At 38.8% G+C, this 4,829-nt stretch carries 3 protein-coding genes; 2 read left to right on the top strand and 1 reads right to left on the bottom strand.

Features of this window, described 5'->3' with window-relative positions; all coding sequences use genetic code 11:
* Positions 1-2,726: SusC/RagA family TonB-linked outer membrane protein (locus AC1DDX_RS23665; RefSeq protein ID WP_477622701.1), on the bottom strand; the 2,726-nt coding region annotated here is incomplete at its 3' end.
* A 416-nt stretch (positions 2,727-3,142) separates the two neighbouring features.
* On the opposite strand from AC1DDX_RS23665, the gene AC1DDX_RS23660 reads away from it, so the two are divergent.
* Together AC1DDX_RS23660 and AC1DDX_RS23655 are read left to right on the top strand one after the other, a co-directional pair.
* Positions 3,143-4,171 (top strand): LacI family DNA-binding transcriptional regulator, encoded by a 1,029-nt coding sequence (locus tag AC1DDX_RS23660; protein ID WP_337715858.1) that lies wholly within the window; start codon positions 3,143-3,145, stop codon positions 4,169-4,171.
* Positions 4,172-4,282: 111 nt separating this feature from the next.
* The coding region (locus AC1DDX_RS23655) for an SDR family NAD(P)-dependent oxidoreductase (RefSeq protein WP_477622700.1) at positions 4,283-4,829 on the top strand (547 nt) is incomplete at its 3' end.

Genomic DNA, 4,829 nt, shown 5'->3' with positions numbered 1-4,829 from the left:
CCATTTACATCCTGCAGTTTAAAATCTCCCGGTTTCACGCCGTATTTAGCGGCTTCCGCAGCTTCGTTTTGCTGCCACACACCTAAAACTTTTAAGTCCCAAATGGCATTTACATCCTTGCCTATAAACCAACCATTTCCAGGATCATTGTTTTCAACTTTACCTATTACCTTTCCTTCCTTATCCAACTGATTTACCTCGCCGAATAAATGAACAATCTTGTTCCGGTTCAAAGAAAAGTTAACAGAGGTTTTCCAGCTGAAGTTCTCTCTTTTAAAATTGTTGCTGTTTAAGGCGATTTCTACACCTGTATTGGTCACATTACCAAGGTTGGATGCTATATTAAAGAAACCAGTTACACTTGGCAAGGCTCTTAACAAGAGTAAATTGCTTGTATTTTTCTTGTAAACCTCTACCGATCCGTCTATTATATTATTCAGGATTGAAAAGTCCAGACCTCCATTAAATGACGATGTAGATTCCCATTTAAGATCTCTGTTTATCATTCTATCTACATACAATTGCGCGATAGGAAAAACTGTCCCTGATGGAGAAACATATAGATATTTACCTGTATTAAGATTTGAAAGCGCTAAATAACCGTCAATATCCCTGTTCCCTACCGATCCATAAGACAGTCGAAGTTTTGCATAATTAAGCCAGCTTACAGATTTCATGAAACCTTCGTCGCTGAACACCCAACCCAGTGCTAATGAAGGGAAAGTTGCCCTCGGATTTCGCTGCCCGAAAGCAGAATACCCATCGCGACGAATGGTAGCTGTTAAAAGATATTTACTGTTAAGGGTGTAGTTTAACCTGGCCATTAATGCATCGCCTGTAGTTACCAAATCGTTACTGCTCACAATCGGTTTAATTCCTGAACCTATGTTATGATAGCTTAATTTATCATTCGGATCAAACCCTTCGTTTTCTATTCTCGAAGACGTTTGTTTTAATTTTTCTGCGTTCATCAAGAACGTAACATCGAATTGATGAATTTTATTAAACGTTTTATTCCATTTCAAAACGTTATCAATTTGCCAGTTAAAACGGGTAGTTTCTGTACGATCAGCATATCCTTTTCTGGCAACATAGTCTGGATGTAATGCAGAAAAGTGATTAAATTCCCTGGTCTGATCATAACTTGGCGTAACGTTTACGGAGTATGAAAAGCCAAATGGCAATTCGCCTTTTACATACATGGTCGAAAAGATGGTGTTATATTTCAACATCCTTTCGCGGTACACATTATCCAGAAAAGGGTTACGGTTGTTACCTAAATCGTCATTTGGACTTGGTCGTAATGTAATTCCATCATCCTTGTATTTAGATCCCAAAGGTGAAGCATTTCTAATCTGGCCAAAGTCAATAGGAACAGCACTCTCATCGCGACTGGCATATTGAAAGTTAACACCTATTGTTGCGAATTTTGCAGCTTTACCTTCCAGATTAAGGCGTGCCCGGGCATTTTTATATTGATCACCAACAGTTAATCCTTCATTATTGGTATAGCCTAAAGAAAGGTAATAATTAACCTCCTCTTTTCTTCCGGAAATACCAAATGTATGATCCTGTCTAAATCCATTTCTGTAAATCAAATCTTCCCAATTGGTACTTTTACCTGCCTTATAATTTTCAATCTCTATCGGAAACATTTTCAACCTGGTTAACCAGGTATCTATCGGATCGGCAGTTATAGGCGTATTATCGTAAGCATACCATTGCGCAAGAGTTACGTTGGATGGAAGCGTACGCGGATCATTAAAACGCGATGGTTGTGTACCAATCGTACCCGCATTTATGCTTTTTAATACGTCTGTACGCCAGTTAACAAAGCCATTGGCATCATAAACATGCTCCGTAACCTCGCGTGAGGCCATCCCGATTGTGGTATTTAAAGTAATTACAGGCTTGTCTGACTTGCCTCGTTTTGTAGTAATAATAACCACACCACTTGCGGCCTTTGCTCCATAAACTGCCGCCGAGCTGGCATCTTTTAATACATCAATTGTTTCGATATCACTAGGATTAATATCACTTAACTGACCTGGATAAATTACCCCGTCAACAACAAGAAGGGGTGTTACACCAGCTATCAGCGAGGATTTTCCTCGCACCTGAAGGTCGGAGTTGTTTCCACCTTTGGGTGAGGCTGAAAAAGCGACATTTAATCCCGGAACATTTCCCCGAAGCAGATCTTGTACGCTATTTGGATGTTGATTTTCAAGCTGTACAGCCTTAACCTGTGATATGGCACCCGTTAAATCCTTTTTTGATCGTGTACCGTAACCCACCACCACTAATTCATTTAAATCATTTGCGGCTTCTGCCAACACAACATTAACAGTTGTGCCCGTTACCGGAACTTCTTTAGAGATAAAGCCAAGTGAGCTAAAAACCAATATTCCGCCATTGTCTGGAATATCCTTAAGGACATAACGTCCCTCCGCGTTAGTTACAGTCCCATTTTTAGAACCTTTTAAACGAACACTCACACCTGCAACAGGGAGTTTCTTTTCGTCGGTAACTGTACCTGAAACCGTTTTGACGAGGACATTTTCATATTTGTTATTAAATCGATCGTCAAATTGCTGGTCAGGGGGAAGCCTTGTCCATTCATTTATTGTTGCGTAAGACCATAGCGGACAACATATTGCTACTGCAAAAATTGAGCGTAAGAATCCTGTAACGCGCATTTTATTGCCGTTTTGTATATTTAGAAACATAATATGTATTATTTATTAGGAAATGAATAATTTTAATTACACTGCGTGTATTCTAAAATTCAGGAGGTATCCCGGTTAAGTTTAGGTTTCATATGGTTTAGTTTAAATTAGGTTAGTAAATTAAAGTTAGGAATAATATTTAAAAATGCAACCGATAGCATAAATGTTTTTAAATTTGTCTATTCATACCTGGAAGGGATTAAGGAATGAATAAAACCACAAAAAGCATTCAAAGATGATAAAAATGGACTTTTATACGGAAAAACACATCTTTCCAAGGCAACAAAGCAGACAAAACTATCAGCTGGGCAACTGCCTGGATCACATTTTTCCCGCAGAAAAAAGCAATAAATATGCATCCGGTTTCAATTTTAAATACAAAATCATTACATCAGGCTCCATAAAAATCTAAAGAAATGCACTCACAAAAAGACGTAACCATTTACGATATCGCCGAAAAGCTCAACCTCTCGCCTACAACTGTTAGTCGCGGGCTGAAGGATCATCCTGCCATAAGTAAAAAAACAAAGAAGAGAATTAACGACATTGCTGCAGAGCTGGGTTATCGCTTCAATACGTTTGCAAGCAACCTCAGAAGCAAACGCACCAATACCATAGGCGTAATCATTCCAAGAATGAACAGTAGTTTTATGTCGGCAGTACTGGCTGGAATGGAAAAAGTTGCAAATGAGGCCAGCTATAATTTAATCATCAGCCAATCACTTGAATCGGCAGAAAAAGAGGCGGTAAACGTAAAAACGATGTTTAACAATCGCGTAGACGGTTTAATGGTATCTGTAGCTTACGACACAGTTGGCGTTTCGCAATTCGAAATGCTATTAGAGAAAGGCATCCCGCTGTTATTTTTTGATCGCACACTTGATCATCCGCAGTGCACCAGTATTGTTATCGACAATTATAAATCCGGGTACCTTGCAACGCAGCATTTAATAGCGCAGGGATGTAAAAATATCATCCACATCACCGGAAATCTGGCCAGGAATGTTTATGCCGATCGCCAAAGAGGATACGAGTCTGCACTGAAAGATGCAGGGATCCAGACAGACCCTAACAATACTTTCATTAACGTACTGGATGAACAAGCGGGCATAGATTGCGCCCAAAAGATATTGAAAATGAACCCATTACCTGATGGCGTTTTTGTAGACAACGACACCTGCGCGGTTAACTGCATGGCTATCCTTATGAATAATGGAATTAAAATACCTGAGGACATTGCTTTTATTGGCTTTAACAACGACCCGATATCAAGGGTGATCAGACCAGCATTATCAACCATTAACTATCCGGGGTTTGAAATGGGAGAAATAGCGGCGCACAAACTAATCGCACATTTAAACGGGCAACAAAGCATAAATTCAACCAATTCAATTATTTTACGATCAGAACTTATCGCAAGAGATTCATCTAAAAGGATTAAATAACAAAAAGGCAATCCAGTCGAAAAATAATTATGCAACCGGTTGCATAATTATGAGTTTTTTAACTACATTAGTTCAATTTTATTACCTCGAAATCTCAAACCAATACCATCCATGAAAGATGATCAAGAAAGAAAAATCGCACTAGTTACCGGCGGTGCATCAGGATTAGGCTTTGCCATAGCTGAAAAGTTTGTACAGAACAACATTTTCACTATCCTAATTGGAAGAAACGAACAAAGATTAGAAAAGGCATGTGAGCAACTGGGTGAACTTACAACTGCTATAACTTTTGATCTGAATAAACTAAGCGATATACCTAAATTGGTTTCAGATATCAAACAAAAGTTCGGTAGAATTGACATTCTTGTTAATAACGCCGGAATAAATGCAAAAAAACCGCTCATAGAAGTTACCGATCAGGAATTTCATGAGGTGATTCTTACAAACTTATCTTCCGTATTTTCATTAACTCGCGAGGTTTCAAAAGTGATGCTTAAACAAAAAAAAGGCTGCATCATAAATATCAGCTCTATGGCAGCTCAATATGGCATACCCAAAGTAATTGCTTATACTGCTGCCAAATCAGGTATCGAAGGAATGACAAAAGCAATGGCAGTAGAACTTTCGCCCGATGGTATTCGCGTAAACTGTATTGCTC

The sequence above is a fragment of the Pedobacter sp. 10L46_2 genome (assembly GCF_056395165.1).
Note: the sequence above shows the minus strand (reverse complement) of the source record. Positions and strands in the feature narration are given on the sequence as shown.